Source organism: Micromonospora sp. WMMD714, from assembly GCF_029581315.1.
Lineage (GTDB): Bacteria > Actinomycetota > Actinomycetes > Mycobacteriales > Micromonosporaceae > Micromonospora > Micromonospora rifamycinica.
Map to the genome: position 1 here is coordinate 530,194 of NZ_CP120744.1, position 20,646 is coordinate 550,839.

Consider the following 20,646-nt stretch of genomic DNA (forward strand, 5'->3'; position numbering starts at 1 on the left):
ACCGCATCCGACCTGCCGATCGGCGACGATCAGCCGGTGACGTCCATGAGGGAACGCATGCTCGCCGGCGAGCCGTACCGCGCCGACGATCCCGAGATCACCGCCGACCTGGACCGCGCCGCCCGGCTCACCGAGCGGTTCAACCGCAGCAGCGCCGACGATCCCGACGGCCGACTCGCCGCCCTGCGCGAGCTGCTCGGCACCGTCGGCGAGGACGCCCGGGTCCGTCCGCCGCTGTACTGCGACTACGGCTGGCAGGTCCATCTCGGCGCCCGCAGCTTCGTGAACTTCAACGCCGTCCTGCTCGACGTCGCGCGGATCACCATCGGCGTCGACGTCCAGATCGGACCGAACGTGCAACTGCTCACCGCCACCCATCCCGTCGAGCCGGAACCCCGCCGGGCCGGCTGGGAGGCCGCCCGACCGATCACCATCGGCGACAACGTCTGGCTCGGCGGTGGGGTGATCGTCCTCGCCGGGGTGACCGTCGGCGAGAACACCGTGGTCGGCGCGGGCGCGGTGGTCACCCGCGACCTACCGCCCAACGTGGTCGCCGTGGGTAACCCCGCCCGGGTGATCCGCACCCTGGAATAATGCCTTGAGCTGCGAAAACGATACCGAAATCGGTGGGCGAACCGAGAAAATCGATGCACTCTGGGTAGTGAATACGTCACCAGGGAGCACCGATGGCCGAGCGGGTACTCGAACTTCGGGTGCATGGCGTGTCCAACACCCCGCCCGACCAGATCCTCGGGCTGCCCCCCGACACCACCGGTGCCGGCCCGCCGCCCCGACGGGTCTCCGGCGGTGACGTCACCGGCTTCTACCGCGCCGCCACCTCCACCCCGGACGACCCGGTCGTGGTGGAGGCGTACAGCTGGGGGCAGTTGACCTCGGGGGCGCGGACCGCGCGCGACGTCGAACGGGCGCTGTGGACGTTCCTGCTGCCGTTCACCCTGGCCAACGTCGCCCTGCACGCCCGCCCCGGCATCCCGTCCGACCCGGACACCGAACGCTGGGGCAGCCGCTCCGGCATCACCGCCTGGCTGATCCGGCTGTTCTGCCTCAGCCTCACCGGCACGCTGGTGATCGCCGCCACCGGCATCGGCGTCGACCTGATCGCCTGGCAGTGCGTCGACCAGGCGTGCCTGCGGCAACTGCCCGGCCCGTGGGAGTTCCTCGGCCAGGGCTGGTGGCACACCGACGCCCGTGCGCTCGCCGTCGGCCTGCTGCTGCCGCTGGCCGTCCTGCTGGTGCTCGGGGTCGTCGCCTGGCGCACCTACCAGTACGAGGCCGAGATGCCCGCCGAGCCCCGCCCGCGCCACCCGGTGCCGGACGACGGGGGCACCGCAGCCGGGGCGACGCCGCTGGCCAACCCCCTCCAGGACCCCACCTTCTGGTGCGGGGAGGGCCAGCTGCGCCGCGCCGCCGTCCTGCACCTGTGTGTCGGCGTGGTCCTCGCCGCCGCGGTGCCCGTCGGCGCGGTGCTGGTGATGGACCCGCCCCGGGGGGTCCGGGCCATGGTCGCCGCCCCCACCGTCGCGGCCCTGGTCGCGGTCGTGGCGATAGCGGTGGTGGCGGTGGGCCGCCCCTGGCTGACCCGGCGCAGCGGCGCCACCCCGCTCGGCCGGTGGAGCCTCGCCGTCGGGGTGCTCACCGGCCTCGCCCTGGCCGGCACCTTCACCCTCCTGCTGCTGCCGGACGGCCCCGCCGGCCCCCCGCTGGCACAGTTCCGCCCACCGGCCGGCTGCACCCTGGACCCGACCACCGCCGGTTGCCTCGCCGACCGCTCCCTGCCCGGCTACGACGGCATCGTCGCCTGGCTCGCCACCTACCAGGTGCTGCTGCTGATCGCCATCGGCGCGGTCGCCAGGTCGGGCCGCCGCGCCCTGCTCGCCCCCGCCGCCGCCGGTGTGCTGCTCCCCCTCGGGACGGCCTGGCTCGACGGCCGGCTGCCCGGCCTCCCCGCCGCCCCCGACGGGCCGCGGATCTGGCTGCTCGCCACGGCGACCATCGCGCTCGCCGCGACCGGCCTGCTGCTGCCCCGCGCCGACGTCGACCGGCGACCGGCCGCCGGGCACACCACCGTGGCCTGGGGCGGCCGGGGGGCCGCGGTGATCGCCGGCTTCGGGTGGATGATGGCCATCGCCTACTGCGCCGGCCTGCACTACTGGATCACCGACCGGCTCAACGGCCCCTCCTCGCCCAGCGGCTTCTCGCCGATCGTGCCGCCACTGCCGGCGCTCTGGGCCGGGCTGGCCTGCACCGTCGCCACGGCCGCCCTGATCGGCACGCTGATCCACGCCGGAGTGATCCTGCACCGGCTGCGCCGCGTCGAGTACGCCCGCCTCGTCGCCGACGGTCAGGCCGTCTCCGCACACGACCTGCGGCGCTGTCGGGACGTCAGCACCTACCGCGCGCTGCACCGCCTGGTCGGCGAACACGCGGTACGGCTGATCGGCTGCTACGCCACGGTCGCGACGGTGCTGGTCGCCCTCTCCTGCGTGGCCATGCTCAGCCGTACCCGGCCCGCGCCGGCCGGGGCGTCGGGCTGGGCGGGCCTGGTGCACGCCGCCGCCGACCTCGGCGACACCATGCTGGGCTGGCTCCCCCTGGTGGTCGCCGGCCTGGGCATGCTGGTCTACCGCAACGACACCGTCCGGCGCAGCGTCGGGGTGCTCTGGGACATCGGCACGTTCTGGCCCCGCGCCGCCCATCCGCTCGCCCCGCCCAGCTACGCCGAGCGGGCCGTCCCCGAGCTGCAGACCCGGGTCGCCGGCATCCTCGCGCTCGCCGAGCCCGACCCGCGCAGGATGGACGGGGTGATCCTCTCCGGTCACAGCCAGGGCACCGTGCTCTGCGCGGCGATGCTGCTCCAACTGCCCACCCGGTGGCGGCGGCGGATCTGGTTCCTGTCCTACGGCTGCCAGCTCACCCGGCTCTACGGACGGATCTTCCCGGCCTACTTCGGGCCGGACCGGCTCCGGGTGCTCGCCGACGCCCTGACCTGGCCCTCCGGCTACGTCGCGTGGACCAACTTCTGGCGCGGCACCGACCCGCTCGGCTGGCAGGTCGACGCCGGGGAACGGGACGTGCCGGTGAGCGACCCGGAGGCCCTGCACCCCAGCGGGGGCGAGGTCGCCGACCCGCCGATCCGCAACCACAGCGGCTACCCGGAGGCGCTGGAGTTCCACCGGGAACGGACCCTGGTGGCCCGGCTGCTGCGGCGTGGCATCCCGTCACCCCGGGTCGGTTGACCGGATCACCAGGTCGGCCCGGTCGGCGGTGCCCGCCACCAGGGCGGCGTTCGCCTCGTCGCTGCCGTACGCCCAGGCCTGCGCCGCCTCCGGCGACCGCCCGTACGCGACGTGCCGCGCCACCAACCGGCGCAGCCGCAGCTCGACGTCCAGGTCGAGGAACCACGCCTCGTGCAACAGCGACCGCACCTCGTCCCAGGGCGGATCGTCGAGCAGCAGGTAGTTGCCCTCGGTCACCACCAGCCGGACCGAGGGCGGCACCTCCACCGCCCCGGCCACCGGCTCCTCCAGGTCACGGCGGAACAGCGGCGCGTACACGGCGGTCGGCTCCAACCGGTGCAACCGGCGCAGCAACGACACGTACCCGTTGGCGTCGAAGGTGTCCACCGCGCCCTTGCGGTCGGCCCGGCCCAGCCGGACCAGCTCCGCCTGGGCGAGGTGGAAGCCGTCCATCGGCACCAGCCGGGCGGTCGGGCCGACCGCCGCGACGACCCGCTCGGCCAGGGTGGACTTGCCCGCGCCGGGCGCCCCGGCGATCCCCAGCAGCTGCCGGGGGCCGGCGTCGGCCAGCGACCGGGCCCGGGCCACCAGGTCGTCGACGGAGAACTGACGCGCCCCGGGCATCAGGCCAGGTCCGGCTCGCTGATGGTGAACCGTGCCCGCACCACCGCGTGCACCGGCTGCGGACGGGGGTCGAGTTCCAGCTCCGGCGAGCCGCCCATCCGGTCCTGGCGGGCGTACATCGCCCCGCCCCCGCCGAAGCCCTCGTCGGTGTCGGCCAGCTCCACCAGCGCGGTCACCCGGGCACCGAGCGCCTCGGCGTACTCCCGGGCACGGCGCAGCGCGTCGGTGATCGCCGCGTGCCGGGCGTCGCGGTGCACCGGGCTGTCCGGACGCAGCGACCACCAGGGGCCGGCGACCTCGACCTGGTCCAGCTCGGCCAGCCGCAGCATCAGCTCGGCGAGAGAGCCGAAGTCGGTGACGGTGACCGTGGTCGAGACGCTGCCCAGGTAGCCGACGACCCGCTCGCCGGACCTGTTGGTCTCGGGGCGTACCCGCAGCTCACCGGCCTCCCGGCGGTCCACCGCCGGCTCGTGCTCGTCGAGCAGCACCCGGACGGCGGCGGCCCGCTCGGCGAGCCGGGTCAGGGCGACCTGACGGTCCCGTTCCCGGGCCGTCGCGGTCACCTCGAACCGGGCCAGCTCGGGTGCCACCTCCCGGTACGCCTCGCCGCGTACCGCCACCACCGGTCCGTCCGCCACGCACCCACCCTAACGGCGCGACCGGGCCGCCGCCGGTTTCCGCGCGGTCAGGCCGGGGCGTCGGCGGGGCGCACACCGGTGTACGTCACCCGCCCTCCCGCCACCGTGCACCCGGTGAGGTGCCCGCCCGACTCGCCGATCGACCGCACGAACGCCAGCTCGTCGGCCGGGTCGCCGTCGAGCGCGAACTCCCGGCGCACGGGTGGCGCGCTTTCCGGCCGGGGCCGGCGTACCGCCGCCGCCCGCTCGTAGCGGTCCACCAGCGTGGGCAGGTCGTCGGCGCGGACCGCCTCGGCCAGCCCGTCGAGCGCGGCCCGCACCTCGGCCAGTTGCCGGAGCACCTGCTCCCGGTTGGCCAGCAGCATGTCGGCGGTGCGCCGGGCCGGGGTGGTGGCGACCCGGGTGCCGTCGCGGAAACTGCCCGCCGCCAGCCGGACCACCGCGTCGCGCACCGCCGAGTCGGCGGCGGCCCCGGCCAGGCTGCCGGCCAGCAGGTGCGGCACGTGCGAGGAGAGCGCGACGACGGAGTCGTGCACCCCCGGCGACATCGGTACGGCATGGGCCTGGAAGACGTCGACGACGAGCCCCACCAGCGACCGGAACGGCCCCAGCCCGTCGACGCTCGGGCAGAGCACCCAGGCCGCGTCGACGAAGAGCCCGGCCAGCGCGGCGGTGAGCCCGGCCCGCTCCGCGCCGGCCATCGGATGACCGGGGACGAACCGGCCGGTCAACCCGTGCGCCCCGGCGAACTCGGCGACCGCCGCCTTGGTGCTGCCCACGTCGGTGACGACACACCGGTCGTCGGTCAGCCCGGCCACGGTGAGCAGGGTTTCCGGCAGACTCGGCAGCGGGCCGCCGAGGAACACCACGTCCCGGTCCCGGACGGCGTCGGCGAGGTCGTCGGGGAAGGTCAGCCCCCGCCGGCTGCCGGCGGCCCGGGTCGCCGGATCCGGATCCCAGCCGACCACCCGCAGGCCGGCCTCGTGCAGCCGCAGCAGGATCGAACCGCCGATCAGGCCGGTGCCCACCACGGCGGCCCGGAGCCGGCCCACGTCGCCCCCCACCGCTTCGCCCTACGGCTGGGCGAGCCGCTGGGCGACCGCGGCGACGTGGGCGTCGGAGCCGGTCAGCGCCACCCGGACGTGCCGCTGCCCGGCCGGACCGTAGAAAGCCCCGGCGGCGACCAGGACGCCCCGCCGGGCCAGCCAGTCGACGGTGCGCCAGCAGTCCTCGTCGCGGGTGAGCCAGAGGTAGAGGCCCGCCTCGGAGTGGTCCAGCCGGAACCCCGCCCCGGTGAACGCGGCGAGCAGCGTCGCCCGCCGCGCCCGGTAGCGTTCCCGCTGCTCGTCGGCGTGCGTCTGGTCACCGAGCGCGGCCACCATCGCGGCCTGCACCGGGGCCGGGACGATCATGCCGGCGTGTTTGCGGATCTTGAGCAGCTCGGCGACGAGCGCCGGATCCCCGGCGACGAACCCGGCCCGGTAGCCGGCCAGGTTGGACCGCTTGGACAGCGAGTGGACCGCCAGCACCGAGTCGTACGACCCGCCGCACACCTGCGGCGCGAGCACCGACACCGGCGTCGCGTCGGCCGTCCAACCCAGCGGCAGGTAGCACTCGTCACTGGCCACCACGGCGCCGCGTTCCCGCGCCCAGTCGACCACCTTGCGCAGGTGGGCCGCGGGCAGCACCCGACCGGTCGGGTTGCCGGGCGAGTTGACCCAGACCAGGCGTACCCGGGAGGTGGGGCCGACCGCGGTCAGCGAGTCGGCGCGGACGACGGTCGCGCCGGCCAGCGCGGCCCCGTCGGAATAGGTCGGATAGGCGATCGAGGGCACCACGACCACGTCACCGGGACCGATCCCGAGCAGGGTGGGCAGCCAGGCGACCAGCTCCTTGGAGCCGATCGTCGGCAGCACCCCGAGCCCGTCGACGCCGGCACCGCAGGCCCGGCCCACCCAGCCGGCGATGGCGGCCCGCAGCGCCGGGCTGCCCGCCGTCAGCGGGTAGCCCGGCGCGTCGGAAGCGTCCGCCAGCGCCTGCCGGATCACCGGGGGCACCGGATCGACCGGCGTACCCATGGACAGGTTGATCAGGCCGTCCGGGTGCGCCGCGGCCAGGGTGGCCGCGGCGTCCAGGGCGTCCCAGGTGAACTCGGGCAACCGGGCCGACACCGCGGCGGAGCCGACCGGCGGCTCCGGCGCGGACCCGACCGTCGGCCCCGGCGCCACCGGCCGGTTCAGCTGTCCTCGCCGCGCGGCGGTTGGCCGACGACGAAGGTGGCGTCCTTGTCCACCTTGCCGATCTTCGATGCGCCGCCCGGCGAGCCCAGGTCCTCGAAGAACTCGTAGTTGGCCCCGGTGTAGTCCTTCCACTGCTCCGGGACGTCGTCCTCGTAGAAGATGGCCTCCACCGGGCAGACCGGCTCACAGGCACCACAGTCGACGCACTCGTCGGGGTGGATGTAGAGCATCCGGTTGCCCTCGTAAATGCAGTCGACCGGGCATTCCTCGATGCATGCCTTGTCGAGCACATCCACGCACGGCTCGGCGATGATGTAGGTCACCGGTCTTCTCCTCCGCAAGACTCGTCGCGATCACCCGCGACGCTAAGAGCCTAGTATCTCGCCGGGGAGGAGGTCGATCGTGCTCAGACAGCAGGATGTGGGACACCGGATCGTGGTTCGCCGCATTGTGGGGATTCGTGAGGGCCGGCCCCTCTTCTCGGACGCCCTCGGCGAGCTGGTGGAGCTGAGCGAGACCCATCTCACCATCGCCACCGCCCAGGGCCGGGTCCGGGTGCCGGTGGCCGAGGTGCACCGGGCCAAACGGGTGCCCCCCACCCGGCGGCCCACCGCGACCGCCGTGGTCGAGCTGGAACTGGCGGCCGACGAGGCGTGGCCCGCGCCGGTCCGCGGCCGGCTCGGCGACTGGCTGCTGCGCTCCGCCGACGGCTGGACCGGGCGGGCCAACTCGGCGCTGCCGGTCGGCGACCCGGACCGCCCGCTGCCGGCGGCCGTGGACGCGATCGAACGCTGGTACGCCGAGCGCGGCCAGCCCGCCCTCGTCAACACGCCGTTGCCGCTGGCCGTGCCGGTCGGCGCCGAACTCGACGCCCGGGGCTGGACGGCCCGGCCGCTGACCCTGGTCCAGACCGTCCCGCTGACCACCCTGCTACCGCCGGAACCCGCCCCGGCCGACGGTCCGCCGGTCACCCTGGCCGACGCGCCGTCCGAGGAGTGGCTCGCGGTCGCCGCCGGCCGCAAGGGCGGCCTGCCGGCCTCCGCCCGGCACATCCTCACCGCCGTGGACCGGCTCCGCTTCGCCCAGGTGTACGCCGACGGCGCGCTGGTCGCCACGGCCCGGGGCACGGTCACCGGGCAGGGCCGCTGGCTGGGGCTCAGCCTGATCGAGGTCGCCCCGTCGGCACGCCGGCAGGGGCTGGCCGCCCGGGTGGTCCGGGAGCTGGCCGGCTGGGGTGCGGCCGAGGGCGCCACCCACGCCTTCCTGCAGGTGGAGCAGCGCAACACCGAGGCGGTGTCGCTCTACCGCAAGCTCGGTTTCACCACCCACCACACCTACCTGACCCGGGTCGCCCCGTCGGCCTGACCCGGCCCGTCGCGGTGAGCGGTGGTCAGCGCCGGACCACCCGGCGCGGCTTGCCCACGTTGCGCTCGGCGTACCGCCGCAGCTGCTGCGAGCGGTGGTCCCGGCCGAGTGTGATCAGCACCAGGTAGCCGAGCGCCACGCCGGCCGCCGCGGCGACGAGGTAGAGCCAGATCTGAGCGAAGAACAGCCCCGCGCCCCCGCCGAACGGGTTGTTCCCGACCAGCAACGGGCCGACGAGCACCGTCAGCAGCAGCGCCACGGCCACCGCGGCGGACACGTCGGCACCCCACCGCGCCGCAGGAACAGCCTTACCCCAGGTGAACACCACCCCGGCCAGGATCAGCCCGACCACGACGAACATCCCCAGCGAGACCCGGTCGGCGGCGGTGTCGTTGCCGTCGAAGCCGAGTTTGATGATCAGCCGGGCCACCACGTTGACCGCGAACAGGGCCGCCGCGAGTACCCCGACCGCCCGCCACCGCTGCGTCATCACACGCCTCCCGCCGTACCGCCCGCCCGGTCGGCGGGTCTCCTGGCAGGAATATCTACCACCGCCGACCGAGTGTCGTCATCACCCGTCGTGCCGGCGCGGCTGCGGGCTGAGGATCTGCCGGAACGCCATCACCGCGAAGGTCATCGCCCCGGTGGTGATCATCGCCAGCCCGACCCAGTTCTCCCCGGCGACCAGCAGGTCACCCTCGTCGGTGCGGACCGCCGCCACCGCCATCAGCACGAACCACGGCAGCGCCGGCAACGCCACCGCCCACCGGCGGCCGACCGTGGCGTACGCGAACCAGCTCACCGCGACCGCCCCGGCGATGGTGACCACCACCGACACCCCGATCAACTGACCGCCGACCCGGACGGTGGACAGCAGCAGGGCGATCAGCGCGGTGAGCACCCCACCGGCCACCGCCACCAGCCCACCGACGACCCGCAGCACGACGTCGAGCAGCCGGCGGAGCAGGCCAGGTGGCGGGGCCTCGGCGGCGGGCTCCTCCTCGACGACCGGCACCGGCGTGGCGGGCAGGGTCACCGGAGCCCGGCCGTCGCGGCGGCCCGCTGCGGCCCGTCCCCGGCCGACGCCGGGTCGGCCAGGTCGTGGCCGGGCTGTTCCGGCAGCCGGACGGCCCACTGCGGGGCGGTGACGTCGATGCCGGCGAAGAGGTCGTCCTCCCAGCCGTTCGGCCCGCCGCCCGGCCCCCGCTCCCCCACCGCCAGGGTGAAGTACTCCACCCCCATGAACTCCGCACCGAAGTTCCCGGCGATCGCGTAGAGCCACGAGTTGGCCGGGATCTGGGTGGCGTGCGCCCGCATCGCCGCCTCCTTGGCGGCGTGCTGCCCGGTGGCGTCGATCCGGGCCGCGATCTGGTCGTCCGGGGTGCCGAAGGGCAGGTCGTCGATGCTGTCGACACCGTCGAACGGGTTGTCCGACGAGGCGGTCAAGTGGCTCATCCCGGCCTCCAGGACGGTACGCGGCAGCGCCGTCCAGTAGACCTTGGCCGGGGCGACGCCCTCCGCGGCGGCCAGCTCGTACGCCCGCATCGCCACCCGGTGCGCCTGGATGTGGTCCGGGTGCCCGTAGAAGCCGTTCGGGTCGTACGTGACCATGACCTGCGGACGGACCTCCCGGATCACGTCCAGCAGCTGCCCGGCGGCCTCGTCGAGGTCGGCGGCCCAGAACGCCCGCGGGTGCCCGTTGGTGGGCATGCCCATCATGCCCGAGTCCCGGTAGCGCCCCGCGCCGCCGAGGAAGCGGTGGTCGGTGACGCCGAGCGCGGCACAGGCGGCGGTCAGCTCCCCGATCCGGAACCCGCCGAGCTGGTCGGCCTCGGCGGCGGCGAGCTGCGCCAGCGCCGGCACGTGGATCTCGCCCTCCTCGCCGAGAGTGCAGGTCACCAGCGTGACGTGGGCACCGGCGGCGGCGTAGTGCGCCATCGTCGACCCGGTGCCGATGGACTCGTCGTCGGGGTGCGCGTGGACCAGCAGCAGGCGTCGGTCGGGCAGCGTCGTCACGACGGTCACTCTAACCGGCGGTCCGGGTGCCCCGGGGCGTACGCGTCCAGGCAGGTCGGCCACATCACGCCCGACACCGCTCTACGATCCGGGTTGTGGACTTTCCCGAGCTGGCCGCCCGTACCCGTCGGTTCAGCCACGGGGCGCCGCGTGCCGTTTCCGTGGCCGACGACGGTTCCCGGGTGGTCTTCCTGCGCTCCGGCGGCCCGGAGGACCCGGCCGACGCGCTCTGGGCGCTGGAGACCGCCTCCGGCGAGGAGCGGCTGATCGCCGACCCGGCCGTGCTGCTCGGCGAGGACGCCGAGCCGGTGGCGCTGGCCCCGGGCGAGCGGACGCTACGCGAACGACGCCGGCTCAGCGCCGCCGGCATCGGCTCGTACGCCCTGGACGGCGCGGGCCGGGTGGCCGTGTTCGCGCTGGCCGGGCGGTTGTTCCGGGCCGACCTGGTGCACGGCGACGTGATCGAGGTGACCACCGTCGGCCCGGTGGTCGACCCGCGCCCCGACCCCACCGGGCAGCGGCTGGCGTACGTCACCGACGCCGCCGAAGGGGTACGCCGGGGCGAGCTGCGGGTGATCGACCCGGACGGCACCGACACCCTGCTGGCCGGCGAGGACGGCCGGGTCAGCTGGGGCCTCGCCGAGCACGTCGCGGCGGAGGAGTTCGGCCGGTTCCGGGGCTACTGGTGGGCGCCGGACGGGCGGATGGTGCTCGCCGCCCGGGTCGACGAGTCGCGGCTGCCCCAGTGGCACCTGCACGACCCGGCGGACCCGGCGACCCCGCCGACCGTCGTCGCGTACCCCCGGGCGGGCGGCCCGAACGCCGAGGTCAGCCTGCACCTGCTCGACCTGGACGACGGCTGGGTCGACGTGCACTGGGACCGGGAGACCTACCCCTACCTGGCCTCGGCCGACTGGGCCGACGGCAACCCGCTGATCACCGTCCTGCGCCGGTCGCAGCAGCACGGCCTGGTGCTCGCGGTGGACCCGCGCACCGGCGAGACCCAGGTGCACGCCGAGCTGGCCGACCCGCGCTGGGTGGAGCCGATCCCGGGCACCCCGGCCCACCTGCCGGACGGCCGGGTGCTGGTCGGCGGCGAGCTGGCCCACGACGGGTACGACGCCCGCTGCCTCTTCGCCGACGGCACCCTGCTCACCCCGCCCTCGCTGTACGTGCGGCGGGTGGTGGGCCGGCTGCCCACCGGTTCCGGCCCGGCCGACCTGCTGGTCGAGGCGAGCGAGGGCGAACCGAGCCAGCGGCACCTCTACCGGGTCCGCACGGTGATCGGCGGCGGGGTGGACACCCGCCGGATGAGCAGCGCCCCGGGCTGGCACACGGCGATCGTCGGCGGGGACACGCTGGTGGTCGGCACGGCGTCGCTGGACGAGGCGGGGACGGCCTGGTCGGTGTGGCGCGGTGACCGTGAGGTGGCCCGGCTGCGGTCGCTGGCGGCCACCCCGTCGTCCGCGCCCCGGCCGATGCTGGTCCGGGTGACCGACCGGCGGTTACCGACGGCGGTGCTCTACCCGACCGAGCACGTCAAGGGCACCCGGTTGCCGGTGCTGCTCGACGTCTACGGCGGTCCGGGTCACCAGGAGGTGGTGGCCGCCCGGTCGGCCTGGCTGGAGCGGCAGTGGTGGGCCGACAACGGGTTCGCCGTGGTCACCATCGACAACCGGGGTACGCCGGGCGTGGCGCCGTCGTTCGAGAAGGCGATCCACCGGCGGGTGGCCGACGTGATCCTGACCGACCAGGTGGACGCGCTGACCGCGCTCGCCGGCAAACATCCCGACCTGGACCTGGACCGGGTGGCGGTCCGGGGCTGGTCGTTCGGCGGCTGGCTGGCCGGTCTGGCGGTGCTGCGGCATCCGGAGCTGTTCCGGTGCGGTATCGCCGGCGCCCCGGTCACCGACTGGACGCTGTACGACACCGCGTACACCGAGCGTTACCTGGGCCTGCCCGACGACGGCATCGACGTGTACGGCCACCACTCGCTGGTGGAGCTGGCGGCGGAGCCGCTCTGCCCCGGTGAGCCGGCCCGGCCGCTGCTGCTGGTGCACGGGATGGTCGACGACAACGTGGTGGCCGCGCACACGCTGCGGCTGTCGGCGGCGCTGCTGTCCACCGGTCGGCCGCACGCGGTGCTGCCGCTGACCGGGGCCACCCACCTGGCGGCCGGGGGGCTGTCCGAGCGCCTGCTCCGCCTGGAACTCGACTTCCTCCGTACCCACCTGGGCTGAGTCGAGGCGGGTCAGCGGGCGGTGGGGCGGCGGGCCAGTAGGGCGAACGCGTTCGGCAGGCGGCCACGGAAGGCCGCCGCGTCGACGTCACCCATCCGCCAGAACGGCTCCGCGTACTCGGCGAGCTGTCGGACCTCCAGGCCGGCGTCGACCACGGCGGTGACGATCCGGCCGAGCGTCCACTGGAACATCACCGCCCCGTGGGCCGGGAAACTGTCGTCGGCGCAGACGAACGAGCGGCCGAAGTAGCTGCGGTCGGGGCGGATGCGCGGCTCGTCCAGGTCCCAGGTCCACAGGTCGGTGGCCGGATGCCCGTCGTGGACGAACAGGTGGCCACCGGGGCGCAGCAGCCGGGCCAGCTCCGCGGCCCAGGCGTCGATGTCGGGCATCCAGATCAGCGCGCCCTTGCCGGTGTAGACGAGATCGACGCAGCCGTCGCGCAGCGGCACCCCGGGGACCGTCCCGACCAGGTAGTGGCAGGCGGCACCGAGGGCGTCGGCGCGGCCCCGCGCGCCGGTGATCGCGTTCTCGCTGTAGTCGACCCCGACCACCATCCGGGCACCGGCCCGGACCAGGGCGATGTCGTCCTGGCCGTTGCCGCTCTGCGGGTGCACCACCAGGGGTCGGGTCGCCAGGATGTCCCGGAGCAGCGCGCGTTCGCTGGCGACGAGGGTGCCGCCGGCCGCCGCCTCGGCCAGCATCTCGTCGTCGGCCCAGACCCGCTCCTGGTGGGCCAGTTCCCAGGCGGTCCGGTTGGCGCGTGACGTGGGGTCCATGCCCTGCACTCTCCCGACCGGCCGATCCACGGTCAATCGATTTGCGCCTCTGTCTAAGGGGTCGGCGCTGAGGGCGCTGCCGACCGGCCTCCGGACGCGGGGCGACGGGCCTCGGTGATCACCTTTTCCGACGTTCTTCTCAGAACCCTCTGAAATCCCCCTGCCACTCTGGTCGGTGACCGTTTCATGCCGGAGAGGTAAGGAGCCGATCATGAAGTTCGCCCGCACCACCCGCCGGATCACCGCCCCCGTACTGGCGGCGTTGTCGCTCGCCCTCGTCGGCGGCACCCCGGTCGCTGCGTCGCCCGCCCCGGTCAGCTCGTCGACCTGGACCCTGGAGGACCTGCCGCAGCGCATCTGCGCCATCCCCGACGACCCGCGCGCTCTGTACTTCTTCGTCGTCCTGGACGGGACGTGGACGACGACGATCACCGCCGGCTACACCGGGATGCCCGCCGGCACCGAGGTCTACAGCCCGCAGAGCACCCCGCCCGGGTCCGGCGACGGCCACGTCGTGCAGATCCTGGCCGCGTTCCGCCTGCACGGCGCCCCCCTCGGCCACTACGTCCCACTGCTCCAGGTCACCGACGGCACCACCACCCAGAGCGTCCCGGTAACCCTCGACATCAAGTCCTCCTGTTGAGGGCGACACCGCCGGCCTGATCGACGCCTGCCGGCCTGATCGGACACCGCCGGCCTGATCGAGGCGATATCGCCGATGGTGCGGTGTCCCGGCACGCGGACACCGCACCATCGGCCCCACGGGGTGGATCAGGCCAGCCAGTTGCCGAACGGGCGGCCGAAGCACCGACAGAGGCCGGGGACGAGCGCGAAGGCTCCCGGGCGGTAGAGCCCAGCCCGCCAATGGAGCCCACCCGTACACCGGAGTCGTCACCCGAGTCCCCCAAGGTCATACCGGATCCAGGATGTAGTGGCCTCGGAGTCGCCGGAAGCCCACTACATCCTGGATCCAGCACGATCTCGGACGGGGGCGGGGGCGGGGACGGGGACGGGGCGTCTGCACCGGTGTCGGTGTCGCCCTCGTCGATGCGGGCCAGAGCCTCCCGGGCGGCAGCGACGCCGATCGCACCACTCGTACGAGTCGTACCAGCGGCTACGGGCGCGGCCGGTACCGCGCCGCGCGCCCACGAGCTGACGGGCTCCCTCCCGACACGGGCCGGGAGGGAGTCCCGTTCCAGCTCAGGGTGACGTCACTGCTTGACGTGGGCGTTGACGAAGGAGGGGTAGCCGACGACGCTGGAGATGAAGACGCCGCCGGCCTTCGAACCGTGCACCGTGTAGGCCACGTCGACGAAGAGCGGCACCACGGGGGCGTACTCCGTCATGATCCGCTGGTCGAGCTTGCCCCACTCCGGCCCCTGGTCGGCCGGGGGCATGGCCTGGATCCGGTCGATCTCGGCGTTGACCGCCGGGTCGTTGAAGTACGCCTGGTTGCTGTTGCCCTCGGCCCTGATGGTGCGGCCGTCGTAGAGCACCGGCAGGATCGACGCGCCGCTGGGCCAGTCGGCGGCCCAGTTGCCGATGTAGAGGTCCCACGGGTTGTTCTTCTTCTTGATCTCGTCGAGCTTCGCGTCGTCCGGGACGTTGCGCACAGTGATCTTGAAGCCGGCGCGTTCCAGGTTGGCCTTGAGCTGGGTGCCGATCTGCTGTTCGGTGGTGTTGTCGGCCACTCCGAGGACCAGCTCCGGGGTCTTGCCGGCGAGCAGCTCCTTGGCCTTGTCGACGTCGCCGTTGGCGCCGGCCGGATAGGCGTCGTACGCCTGGTAGCCGATGGTGGACGGCGGCATCAGGGTGGTCATCGGCTGGGCGACGGTCTGCCCACCCAGCGCCTTGACCAGGCCGTCGCGGTCGATGGCGTAGTTGAGTGCCCGGCGCACGGCGAGGTCGGTGACCCGCTGGTTGTTGATGACGAGCTGGTTGGCGCTCGGTGTCGGGGACAGCACGCTGCGCGCCTTGAGCGCCTGGTCCTGGGCGACCCGGGCAACCAGCGAGGCCGGCACGTAGTTCCAGGCCAGCGCGCTCTGGTCGGCGCCATTGTCGGCGATCACCCGGTTGACGGCCGCGTCGGCGGTCGGCCCGAAGGTCCAGACGAACCGGTCCGGGTACTGGTGGCGGACCGGGTCGGTGGCGGCGTCCCAGTGCGGGTTGCGGTCCAGGGTGAGCTGCACGCCCGCCTGATTCTTGGCGATCTTGTACGGCCCGGAGGAGAACGGCTTCTGGTCCAGGTTGACCCCGGTGTCCCGGTCCGGCCGCAGCGGGGCGGTGGTCGGCAACGAGACCGCGAACGGCAGGTCACAGCGGGGCCTGGCGAACTCGAACCGCAGCGTCTTCAGGTCCGGGATGGTCAGCCCCGGCGGCAGCGACCCCTTGTTCTTCCGGAAGTCCCACTTCGTGTCGAACTGCGGGGTGTCGGCGAGCCACTCCTGGAGGTAGGTGGGGCCGCCGGTCAGGTCGGGGTCGAAGGAGCGGGCGATGCCGTACGCGATCTCCCGGGACGTGATCGGGCTGCCGTCCTCGAACTTCACCCCGTCCTTGATGGTGAACTCCCAGACCCGGCAGTCGCTGTTCACGTTGTTGCCGGGGGTCTGCGCCAGGTCACCGACCAGCACCAGGCCGCCCTTGCCGTCGTCCTTCCAGGTGGTCAGGTAGCGGGCGAAGAGCGGGTTGGCCATCAGACCGGCGAACGAGTACGTCCGCTGCGGGTCCAGATGCGAGATCGGCGTCTCCCGGATGACGGTGAAGGTGCCGCCCTTCGCCGCGCCGGCCACCTCGGCGGCGGGCCCCTGGGAGTCCTTCGGGTCGGTGGCGATCACCCCGGTCTGCTGCCGGCCGGTGTCCACGGTGGTGCCCTCGCCCGTGTTCTCCGAACAGGCGGCCAACGCCACCACCAGGGCGATCGCGCCGCCTGCGGCGACTGCTGCGCGTGGTCGCATCCCCTACCTCCTCCATCCCGTCGGCGTCGGGCGGTGACCGCCGACGCCCCGGGGACCGTCAAGAAGAAAACCTTCGGACTGTCTAACAGATTTCGACAACTTCTGTCCCCTGGTGGTCGGTCAGCGCAGCCGCACCCGGGGGTCGATGGCCGCGTACAGCAGATCCACCAGCACGTTCGCCAGCACCACGAAGACCGCCGCGATCAGCACGGTGGCCATGATGGTGGGCAGGTCACCGGCGCGGACCGCGTCGACCGCCGTACGCCCCAGGCCGTTGAGGCCGAAGGTCGTCTCGGTGATCACCGTGCCGCCGAGCGCGCCGCCGACGTCCAGCCCGGCGATGGTGACCACCGGGGTGATCGCCGCGCGCAGCGCGTGCCGGCCGTACACCGTGCGTCTGGCCAGACCCTTGGCCCGCGCGGTCCGGACGAAGTCCTCCGACAGCGTCTCCAGCATCTGCGCCCGGGACAGCCGGGCGTAGATCGCCGAGAACAGGAACGCCAGCGACAGCCAGGCCAGCACCAGCCCGCTGGCCCAGCGCACCGGGTCGTCCAGCAGCGGTGTGTAGCTCGGCACCGGCAGCCAGCGCAGCGTGTAGACGAACACCAGCAGCAGCACCGCCCCGACGAAGTAGAGCTGCAACGACGCACCGGCCAGCGAGAAGCCGATCGCCGCCCGGTCCAGCCAGGTGCCCCGGCGCAGCGCCGAGACCATGCCCAGGCCGACCCCGAGCAGCAGCCAGAGCACCGCCGCCGGGACGACGATGCTCACCGTCACCGGCAGCACCCGGGCGATGGTGTCGCTGACCGCCTCGTTGGCGACGTACGACCAGCCCAGGCAGGGCGCGTCGCACCGGCCGCCCTGGGCGCTGCCGAGGTCCCGGCCGGTCACGATGCCCTTCATGTAGCCGGCGTACTGGCTGAGCAGCGGATCGCTCAGGCCCAGCTCCTGGCGGACCCGCTCCAGCCGTTCCGGGTTGCAGTTCTTGGGGCACATGCCGCTGACCGGATCCCGGGGCAGGGCGAAGAACATCAGGAAGCTCAGCACACTGACCGCGAAGAGCGTCAACGTCGCGGAGAAGAGCCGTTTGAGCAGGAACCGCGCCACCGCCGCACCTCCTACCGGGACGACTTCGGGTCGAGCGCGTCGCGTAGCGCGTCACCGAAGAGGTTGAAGGCGAACACGAGCGCGAAGATCGTGACGCCGGGGAAGAAGACGTACGCCGGGTCGGTCTGGAGGTAGTCCAGGCTGCGGTAGATCATCCGGCCGAAGCTCGGGGTGGCGTCGGTCAGCCCGACCCCGATGAACGACAGCGCCGCCTCGCCGGTGATGTAGGCCGGCACCGCCAGCGAGAAGGACACCAGGATCGGCGCCCAGAGGTTCGGCAGCAGCTGCCGGAACAGCATGTGCCCCAGCCCCGCGCCGCTGGCCCGCGCCGCGTCCACGAACTCCCGCTCGCGCAACGCGATCACCTGCCCCCGCACCAGCCGGGCGGTGCTCGTCCAGCCGAACAGCGCGAAGACGGCGATCAGCACCCCGACCTGGAACGCCGCCGGCACCTCCTCCCGCTGGCCGTAGAAGCGCAGCGCGACGGTCGGGGTCAACGCCAACGCGATGATCAGGAACGGCATCGCCAGGGTCAGGTCGGTGACCCAGTTGACCACCGCATCCACCCAGCCGCCCAGGTAGCCGGCGACGGTGCCCAGCACGACACCGATCGTCGCCGTGACCACCGCCGCCACGAAGGCGATGAAGAGCGAGGTACGCAGCCCGTGCACCATCCGGATGAAGATGTCCCGCCCCAGCCCCGGCTCCAGCCCGAACCAGTGCTCCCCGGTCACCCCGCCGGCATAGCCGAGCGGCATGCCGAAGCCGTCCAGCCGGGACTGGAACTGCTCCCGGGGGCCGGTTCCGTACGCCCACTCGATCAGCGGGACGGCGAGCGCCACCAGCACGAAGAAGACCAGCATGCCGCCGCTGACCAGCCCGGTCCGGTCGCGCCGCAGCCGGGCCCAGGCGAGCCGGCCGGGCGACCGCCCGACGACACCCCCACCAGCCGCCGGCCCGCCGCTCTCCGGCCCGCCGCCTGCCGCTCCGACTCCGGCTCCGGCTCCGGCTCCGGCCAGCGTCGTCGGGTCGACCGGGGACACGCTCATCCCGCCACCTCTCCGTCGTCGTCGCCGACCCCGCCCGCGCCGGCAGCCGTCACGGCACCGCCCGGCCCGGCCGTCGGCGGTCCGATCTCCGGGAAGTGGCAGGCGGTGGCGTGCCGGCCCCCGGCGTCGACCACCAACGCCGGTTCCTCGCGGGCGCAGACGTCCTGCGCCTTCACACACCGGGTACGGAACCGGCAGCCCGAGGGCGGGTCCAGCGGCGTCGGCACGTCCCCGGTCAGCCGGATCCGCCCGGCCCGACCCGACGCCGCCACCTCCGGGACCGCCGACAACAACGCCCGGGTGTACGGGTGCCGGGGCCGCCGGTAGACGTCCTCCCGGTCGCCGATCTCCACGATCCGACCCAGGTACATCACCGCCACCCGCTGGCAGAAGTGCCGCACCACGGCCAGGTCGTGCGCGATGAACACGAACGCCAGCCCGAGGTCGCGCTGCAGGTCCCGCAGCAGGTTCACCACCTGCGCCTGGATCGAGACGTCCAGCGCGGAGACCGGCTCGTCGGCGACGATCAGCTTCGGCCGCAGGGCCAGCGCGCGGGCGATCCCGACCCGCTGCCGCTGCCCACCGGAGAACTCGTGCGGATAGCGGTTGTAGTGCTCCGGGTTGAGCCCGACCAGCTCCAGCAGCTCGCGGACCCGCTGCTTCACCCCGCCGGGCGGGTCGATCCCGTTGACCTGCAACGGCATCGCCACGATCCGCCCGACGGTGTGCCGGGGGTTCAGCGAGGCGTACGGGTCCTGGAAGATGATCTGGAGGTCCTGCCGCAGCGGGCGCAGCTCACGGCGGCGGGCGTGGGTGATGTCCCGCCCGGCGAACTCGATCGTCCCGGCGGTCGGCTCCAGCAGGCGCACCAGCAGCCGTCCGGTGGTGGTCTTGCCGCAGCCGGACTCCCCCACCAGCCCCAGCGTCTCACCGGGCCGCACCTCGAAGTCGAGCCCGTCGACCGCCCGCACCAGCCCGCTGGCCCGCAGGCCGGTCCGCACCGGGAAGTGCTTGGTCAACCCCCGCACCCGCAACAACGGCTCGACCGCGCTCATGGCAGCCGCCTCTGGCCCGCGACTGCGGGACTCCGCTGCGCTACGTTCCTCGCGCTCATGGCAGCCGCCTCTGGCCCGCGACTGCGGGACTCCGCTGCGCTACGTTCCTCGCGCTCATGGCAGCGGCCTCCCGCTCAGGGCCGCGGTCGCCAGGCGGGCGCGGTCGTCGGTGGGCAGGTGGCAGGCGACCAGGTGGTCGTCCGCGCCGGCCGGGGCGAGTCGCGGCAGCTCGGTGCGGGAGCGGTCGTCGGCGTACCGGCATCGGGGGTGGAACGCGCAGCCGGGCGGCAGGTGGATCAGCGAGGGCGGGTTGCCCGGGATGGGCACCAGGTCCGCGTCCGCGTCGCCGTGCAGCGACGGCACGCTGGAGAGCAACCCCCAGGTGTACGGGTGCTGCGGCCGGCGGAGCACCTGCGCCGCGCTGCCCTGCTCGACCACCCGCCCGGCGTACATGACCAGCACGTCGTCGGCGACCTGGGCGACCACCCCCAGGTCGTGGGTGATCAGCACGATCGCGGTGCGGAACTCGGCCTGGAGGTCGGCGAGCAGGTCGAGGATCTGGGCCTGCACCGTCACGTCCAACGCGGTGGTCGGCTCGTCGGCGATGACCAGCGCCGGATCGTTGACCAGCGCCATCGCGATCATCGCCCGTTGCCGCATGCCGCCGGAGAACTCGTGCGGGTACTGGTCGTAGCGGCGGGCCGGCTGCGGGATGCCCACCCGGTCGAGCATCTCCACCGCCCGGGTCCGGGCCGCCCGCCGGCCGACCCGGGGATGGTGCACCCGGTACGCCTCGGCGACCTGCCGCCCCACCGGGTAGTACGGGTGCAGCGCGGAGAGCGGGTCCTGGAAGATCATCGCCAGGTCCCGGCCGCGCAGCCGGCGTACCTGCTCCTCGGCCAGGCCGACGAGTTGCCGGCCGCCGACGGCGATCCCGCCGGTGACGGTGCTCCGCCGGGGGTCGTGCAGGCCGAGCACGGCCAGGGCGGTGGCGCTCTTGCCGGAGCCCGACTCACCGACGATGCCGAGCGTCCGGCCGCGCGGCACGGCGAAGGACACCCCGTCGACCGCGCGCACCACGCCGTCGGTGGTGTCGAACCGTACCCGTAGGTCGTCCACCCGCAGGTACGGGTCGTCACCGCCGCGCGGCTCCGGCACGGGGGGACGGCGGTCGTTGGGTGTCCCGGGCGCGTCCGGGCGGGCGTCCGGCGGACCGGACGGCGCTGCGTGCGGACTGTCCACGACCGCCTCCTCGGGTTGCAGGGAACCTACAACAAAGAGACGGAGCTGAAAATAAGCTACGGGGCGGGAGCCGTCGCCGGACC

The 20,646-nt window shown here is 73.8% G+C and carries 19 protein-coding genes; 5 read left to right on the forward strand and 14 right to left on the reverse strand.

From position 1 onward, the window contains the following. Positions 1-36: 36 nt before the first annotated feature. Together O7625_RS02365 and O7625_RS02370 are read left to right on the forward strand one after the other, a co-directional pair. On the forward strand, positions 37-594 hold the full coding sequence (locus O7625_RS02365; RefSeq protein WP_282343965.1) for a sugar O-acetyltransferase: 558 nt from the start codon (positions 37-39) through the stop codon (positions 592-594). A gap of 92 nt (positions 595-686) precedes the next feature. Then, complete coding sequence (locus O7625_RS02370) at positions 687-3,257, forward strand: hypothetical protein (RefSeq protein WP_282343967.1); 2,571 nt, start codon at positions 687-689, stop codon at positions 3,255-3,257. Here O7625_RS02370 and O7625_RS02375 read toward each other — a convergent pair. The 5 genes from O7625_RS02375 to fdxA all read right to left on the reverse strand — a co-directional run bounded on the left by O7625_RS02375 (position 3,240) and on the right by fdxA (position 7,082). Continuing rightward, on the reverse strand, positions 3,240-3,881 hold the full coding sequence (locus tag O7625_RS02375) for a nucleoside/nucleotide kinase family protein (protein ID WP_282343970.1): 642 nt from the start codon (positions 3,879-3,881) through the stop codon (positions 3,240-3,242). The genes O7625_RS02370 and O7625_RS02375 overlap by 18 nt on opposite strands. Further along, on the reverse strand, positions 3,881-4,519 hold the full coding sequence (locus O7625_RS02380; protein WP_282343972.1) for an SIMPL domain-containing protein: 639 nt from the start codon (positions 4,517-4,519) through the stop codon (positions 3,881-3,883). The genes O7625_RS02375 and O7625_RS02380 overlap by 1 nt, the downstream gene beginning before the upstream one ends. A 47-nt stretch (positions 4,520-4,566) precedes the next feature. Beyond that, on the reverse strand, positions 4,567-5,583 hold the full coding sequence (locus tag O7625_RS02385) for a prephenate dehydrogenase/arogenate dehydrogenase family protein (RefSeq protein ID WP_282343974.1): 1,017 nt from the start codon (positions 5,581-5,583) through the stop codon (positions 4,567-4,569). Positions 5,584-5,592: 9 nt separating this feature from the next. Further along, complete coding sequence (gene dapC, locus O7625_RS02390) at positions 5,593-6,690, reverse strand: succinyldiaminopimelate transaminase (protein ID WP_282343976.1); 1,098 nt, start codon at positions 6,688-6,690, stop codon at positions 5,593-5,595. Positions 6,691-6,755: 65 nt separating this feature from the next. Continuing rightward, positions 6,756-7,082, reverse strand: coding sequence for a ferredoxin (fdxA, locus tag O7625_RS02395; protein WP_067310795.1), 327 nt, complete (start codon positions 7,080-7,082; stop codon positions 6,756-6,758). Between the two features lie 79 nt (positions 7,083-7,161). Between fdxA and O7625_RS02400 the strand changes: the two genes are divergently transcribed. Then, positions 7,162-8,124, forward strand: a complete 963-nt coding sequence (locus O7625_RS02400) for a GNAT family N-acetyltransferase (protein ID WP_282343980.1) — start codon at positions 7,162-7,164, stop codon at positions 8,122-8,124. Positions 8,125-8,149: 25 nt separating this feature from the next. Here O7625_RS02400 and O7625_RS02405 read toward each other — a convergent pair whose 3' ends face one another. From O7625_RS02405 to mshB, 3 genes are all read right to left on the reverse strand, one after another. Further along, positions 8,150-8,614 carry a hypothetical protein gene (locus tag O7625_RS02405; RefSeq protein WP_282343982.1) on the reverse strand — a complete coding sequence of 155 codons (465 nt, stop codon included), beginning with the start codon at positions 8,612-8,614 and terminating at the stop codon, positions 8,150-8,152. 81 nt (positions 8,615-8,695) lie between these two features. Next, complete coding sequence (locus O7625_RS02410; RefSeq protein WP_282346783.1) at positions 8,696-9,139, reverse strand: hypothetical protein; 444 nt, start codon at positions 9,137-9,139, stop codon at positions 8,696-8,698. Positions 9,140-9,156: 17 nt separating this feature from the next. Next, complete coding sequence (gene mshB / locus O7625_RS02415) at positions 9,157-10,149, reverse strand: N-acetyl-1-D-myo-inositol-2-amino-2-deoxy-alpha-D-glucopyranoside deacetylase (protein WP_282343984.1); 993 nt, start codon at positions 10,147-10,149, stop codon at positions 9,157-9,159. An 86-nt stretch (positions 10,150-10,235) separates the two neighbouring features. Between mshB and O7625_RS02420 the strand changes: the two genes are divergently transcribed. Continuing rightward, the gene (locus tag O7625_RS02420) at positions 10,236-12,380 is read left to right on the forward strand and encodes a prolyl oligopeptidase family serine peptidase (RefSeq protein WP_282343986.1); all 2,145 of its coding nucleotides are present in this window, start codon (positions 10,236-10,238) and stop codon (positions 12,378-12,380) included. Between the two features lie 11 nt (positions 12,381-12,391). Here the strand turns inward: O7625_RS02420 and O7625_RS02425 are convergent, their stop codons facing one another. Further along, a complete protein-coding gene (locus O7625_RS02425) occupies positions 12,392-13,156 on the reverse strand; it encodes a class I SAM-dependent methyltransferase (RefSeq protein WP_282343987.1) in 765 nt (254 codons plus the stop codon). 211 nt (positions 13,157-13,367) lie between these two features. Here O7625_RS02425 and O7625_RS02430 point away from each other — a divergent pair, with 211 nt between their 5' ends. Continuing rightward, the gene (locus O7625_RS02430) at positions 13,368-13,799 is read left to right on the forward strand and encodes a DUF5980 family protein (RefSeq protein WP_282343989.1); all 432 of its coding nucleotides are present in this window, start codon (positions 13,368-13,370) and stop codon (positions 13,797-13,799) included. Positions 13,800-14,367: 568 nt separating this feature from the next. Here the strand turns inward: O7625_RS02430 and O7625_RS02435 are convergent. The 5 genes from O7625_RS02435 to O7625_RS02455 all read right to left on the reverse strand — a co-directional run bounded on the left by O7625_RS02435 (position 14,368) and on the right by O7625_RS02455 (position 20,479). Further along, positions 14,368-16,110 carry an ABC transporter substrate-binding protein gene (locus O7625_RS02435; RefSeq protein WP_282343991.1) on the reverse strand — a complete coding sequence of 581 codons (1,743 nt, stop codon included), beginning with the start codon at positions 16,108-16,110 and terminating at the stop codon, positions 14,368-14,370. A gap of 120 nt (positions 16,111-16,230) precedes the next feature. Then, the gene (locus O7625_RS02440) at positions 16,231-17,217 is read right to left on the reverse strand and encodes an ABC transporter permease (protein ID WP_282343995.1); all 987 of its coding nucleotides are present in this window, start codon (positions 17,215-17,217) and stop codon (positions 16,231-16,233) included. Between the two features lie 11 nt (positions 17,218-17,228). Further along, entirely contained in the window at positions 17,229-18,266 is a 1,038-nt protein-coding gene (locus O7625_RS02445) for an ABC transporter permease (RefSeq protein ID WP_282343997.1), read from the reverse strand. After that, on the reverse strand, positions 18,263-19,321 hold the full coding sequence (locus tag O7625_RS02450) for a dipeptide ABC transporter ATP-binding protein (protein ID WP_282343999.1): 1,059 nt from the start codon (positions 19,319-19,321) through the stop codon (positions 18,263-18,265). Before O7625_RS02450 ends, O7625_RS02445 begins: the two co-directional genes overlap by 4 nt. A 114-nt stretch (positions 19,322-19,435) precedes the next feature. Further along, complete coding sequence (locus tag O7625_RS02455; RefSeq protein WP_282346784.1) at positions 19,436-20,479, reverse strand: ABC transporter ATP-binding protein; 1,044 nt, start codon at positions 20,477-20,479, stop codon at positions 19,436-19,438. Positions 20,480-20,646 lie beyond the last annotated feature (167 nt).

Coding starts and splice junctions, on each gene's coding strand:
- O7625_RS02435 (WP_282343991.1), bottom strand. CDS start 16,110: ATGCGACCACGCGCAGCAGTCGCCGCAGGCGGCGCGATCGCCCTGGTG.
- O7625_RS02450 (WP_282343999.1), bottom strand. CDS start 19,321: ATGAGCGCGGTCGAGCCGTTGTTGCGGGTGCGGGGGTTGACCAAGCAC.
- O7625_RS02430 (WP_282343989.1), top strand. CDS start 13,368: ATGAAGTTCGCCCGCACCACCCGCCGGATCACCGCCCCCGTACTGGCG.
- O7625_RS02375 (WP_282343970.1), bottom strand. CDS start 3,881: ATGCCCGGGGCGCGTCAGTTCTCCGTCGACGACCTGGTGGCCCGGGCC.
- O7625_RS02425 (WP_282343987.1), bottom strand. CDS start 13,156: ATGGACCCCACGTCACGCGCCAACCGGACCGCCTGGGAACTGGCCCAC.
- O7625_RS02405 (WP_282343982.1), bottom strand. CDS start 8,614: ATGACGCAGCGGTGGCGGGCGGTCGGGGTACTCGCGGCGGCCCTGTTC.
- O7625_RS02445 (WP_282343997.1), bottom strand. CDS start 18,266: ATGAGCGTGTCCCCGGTCGACCCGACGACGCTGGCCGGAGCCGGAGCC.
- O7625_RS02370 (WP_282343967.1), top strand. CDS start 687: ATGGCCGAGCGGGTACTCGAACTTCGGGTGCATGGCGTGTCCAACACC.